The 2,471-nt window shown below is 76.7% G+C and carries 3 protein-coding genes; 1 reads left to right on the forward strand and 2 read right to left on the reverse strand.

The window, feature by feature from the left end; all coding sequences use genetic code 11:
* Positions 1-108: 108 nt before the first annotated feature.
* Both FOE67_RS22700 and FOE67_RS22705 read right to left on the reverse strand, forming a co-directional pair.
* Positions 109-735 carry a gluconokinase gene (locus FOE67_RS22700; RefSeq protein WP_323385322.1) on the reverse strand — a complete coding sequence of 209 codons (627 nt, stop codon included), beginning with the start codon at positions 733-735 and terminating at the stop codon, positions 109-111.
* 145 nt (positions 736-880) lie between these two features.
* Positions 881-2,038 (reverse strand): citrate synthase 2, encoded by a 1,158-nt coding sequence (locus tag FOE67_RS22705; protein ID WP_228474183.1) that lies wholly within the window; start codon positions 2,036-2,038, stop codon positions 881-883.
* Positions 2,039-2,282: 244 nt separating this feature from the next.
* Between FOE67_RS22705 and FOE67_RS29645 the strand changes: the two genes are divergently transcribed.
* A partial coding sequence (locus tag FOE67_RS29645) for a hypothetical protein (protein WP_438874286.1) occupies positions 2,283-2,471 on the forward strand: 189 nt, incomplete at its 3' end.

Below are 2,471 nucleotides of genomic sequence, written 5' to 3' on the forward strand. Positions count from 1 at the left end.
TTCCCCGGCCGCCGACCCCGCAGGGCGGCGAGGTGTCGTGCCCGGCGTCGGCACGGGGCGAACCCCGCCCCGGACCTCCCGGCCCGGGCCCCGGACCCCGGACGGGGGTCAGACGGGGTCGGCGGCTCCCGCGGAACCGGCCGGCCCCGGGGCGGGGAGGTCCAGGGCGGCGAGCACCGCCTCCACCAACCGCTCCGGGCACTCCCGTCCCGCCGGGACCGTCACCGCGTCCTCGTCCGGGGAGGGCGGCTCCAGGGTCTCCAACTGCGAATCGAGCAGCGCCGAGGTCATGAAGTGCCCGCCGCGCGAGTCCAGGCGTTCGACCAGCACCTCCCGGTCCACCGCCGGGTACACGAAGCGCACCCGGCACCCCGTCGCCCCCCGCAGCACGTCGCGGTAGGAACGCTTCAGCGCCGAACAGGCCATCACCGAGGAGTCACCGGCCGCCGCCCGCTCGGAGATCCAGTCCCGCAGGGCGCGCAACCAGGGCTCCCGGTCCGCGTCGTCCAGCGGCTCGCCGGCCGTCATCTTCGCCACGTTGGCCGCCGAGTGGAAGGAGTCCCCCTCGGCCATCGGCACGCCCAGCCGATCGGCCAGCATCCGGGCGATCGTGCTCTTGCCGCAGCCGGAGACGCCCATCACCACCACGGCCGTCGGCAGCGGCCCTTCGGCCGCGCCCGGGCCCGTGTCGGCACCCGCGTCGGGGGCGGTCCGCCGTTCGCTCGCCGTTCCCATTCCTCAACCCCTGTCTCGCCCGTCCGCTCCGTCGCGTCCCGCTCCGCCCCGCTCCACCCGGTCCGGGGACCGGCGGGTCCCGGGGACCGCGTGCCCCGCGGGGCACGGGGCACGCGTGACCGACCGCCGGCCGGACCGGAGCGGTTCAGGCCGCCGGGTGTCCCGGCACCTCGTGCGGCGACCGGGGTCCCGGACCGACGTACCGGGCGGAGGGCCGCACCAGTCGTCCGGTCCGCTTCTGCTCCAGGATGTGCGCCGACCACCCGGCGGTGCGGGCGCAGGTGAACATCGAGGTGAACAGCTCGGCCGGCACCTCGGCGAAGTCCAGCACGATCGCCGCCCAGAACTCCACGTTGGTGGCGAGCACCCGGTCCGGGCGCCGGGCCCGCAGCTCCGCCAGGGCCGCCCGCTCCAGCGCCTCGGCCACCTCGTAGCGGGGCGCGCCCAGCTCACGGGCCGTGCGCCGCAGCACCCGGGCCCGCGGGTCCTCGGCCCGGTAGACGCGGTGGCCGAAGCCCATCAGGCGCTCGCCCTTGTCGAGCTGCCCGCGCACGTACGCCTCCGCGTCGCCGGTCCGCTCGATCTCCTCGATCATGCCGAGCACCCGCGAGGGCGCGCCGCCGTGCAGGGGGCCGGACATCGCGCCCACCGCTCCGGAGAGCGCGGCGGCCACGTCCGCGCCGGTGGAGGCGATGACCCGGGCGGTGAAGGTCGAGGCGTTCATGCCGTGTTCGGCGGCCGAGGTCCAGTAGGCGTCCACGGCGGCGACGTGCTTGGGGTCGGGCTCACCGCGCCAGCGGCGCATGAAGCGCTCCACCACGCTGTCGGCCTTGTCGATCTCGCGCTGCGGCACCATCGGCAGGCCGGTGCCGCGGGCGGACTGGGCGACGTAGCTGAGCGCCATCACGGCGGCGCGCGCCAGGTCCTCGCGGGCCTGCCGCTCGTCGATGTCCAGCAGCGGACGCAGGCCCCAGGCGGGCGCGAGCATCGCCAGCGCCGCCTGCACGTCCACCCGGACGTCGCCCGAGTGGACGGGGATGGGGAAGGGCTCGGCCGGCGGCAGACCGGGCTCGAAGGCACCGTCCACCAGCAGGCCCCACACCTGCCCGAAGGAGACCTCGCCGACGAGATCCTCGATGTCCACGCCCCGGTACCGCAGGGCGCCGCCCTCCTTGTCGGGTTCGGCGATCTCCGTCTCGAAGGCGACGACACCCTCCAGGCCGGGGACGAAGGCGGAGCCGGCGGGCCCCGGATCGGCGGCGGGGGAGGTGGCGGACGGGTTGTCGGACGGCACGTCGGACATCGCGGCTCCTCGGGTACGTGCTGGGGGCGGTTCGTCGGCCGGTCGGCCGACGGGGCTGCTCCGGTCGGGGAACGTCCCGTCCCCCGGGTGTCGGCGCGGGCGGTCCGGCGGCGTCGGTGGCGCCGTCCGCCCGGCACGGGGTGTCAGGCGGTCACCTTAACCGCGGGTGTCCTCCGGCCACAGGGCACGCGACGGGTTCGCGGCGCGTCCGCTCCTGTCGGTGGCATGCTGCAAGATATGGGCCGTGTCCCACGCCGACAACGCCGCCCATGCCCGCTCCTCCTCCGCTCGTCGTGCCCGTCGCCCGGACTCCCGGCGGGATGCCCGGGGCGAGACCCGGGAGCCGCGCCCCGGCTCACGGGACGCGCCCCGCGCTCCCGGGGTACCCGTCTCCGAGCCGGTCGGAACCCCCGCCCCCGCGCCGGGCCCGGAC

The sequence above is a fragment of the Streptomyces calidiresistens genome (genome assembly GCF_014141525.1).
Lineage (GTDB): Bacteria > Actinomycetota > Actinomycetes > Streptomycetales > Streptomycetaceae > Streptomyces > Streptomyces calidiresistens.

Bases quoted from the DNA above. Each gene is read 5' to 3' on its own strand.
- FOE67_RS22700 (WP_323385322.1), bottom strand. From the start codon at position 735: ATGGGAACGGCGAGCGAACGGCGGACCGCCCCCGACGCGGGTGCCGAC.
- FOE67_RS22705 (WP_228474183.1), bottom strand. From the start codon at position 2,038: ATGTCCGACGTGCCGTCCGACAACCCGTCCGCCACCTCCCCCGCCGCC.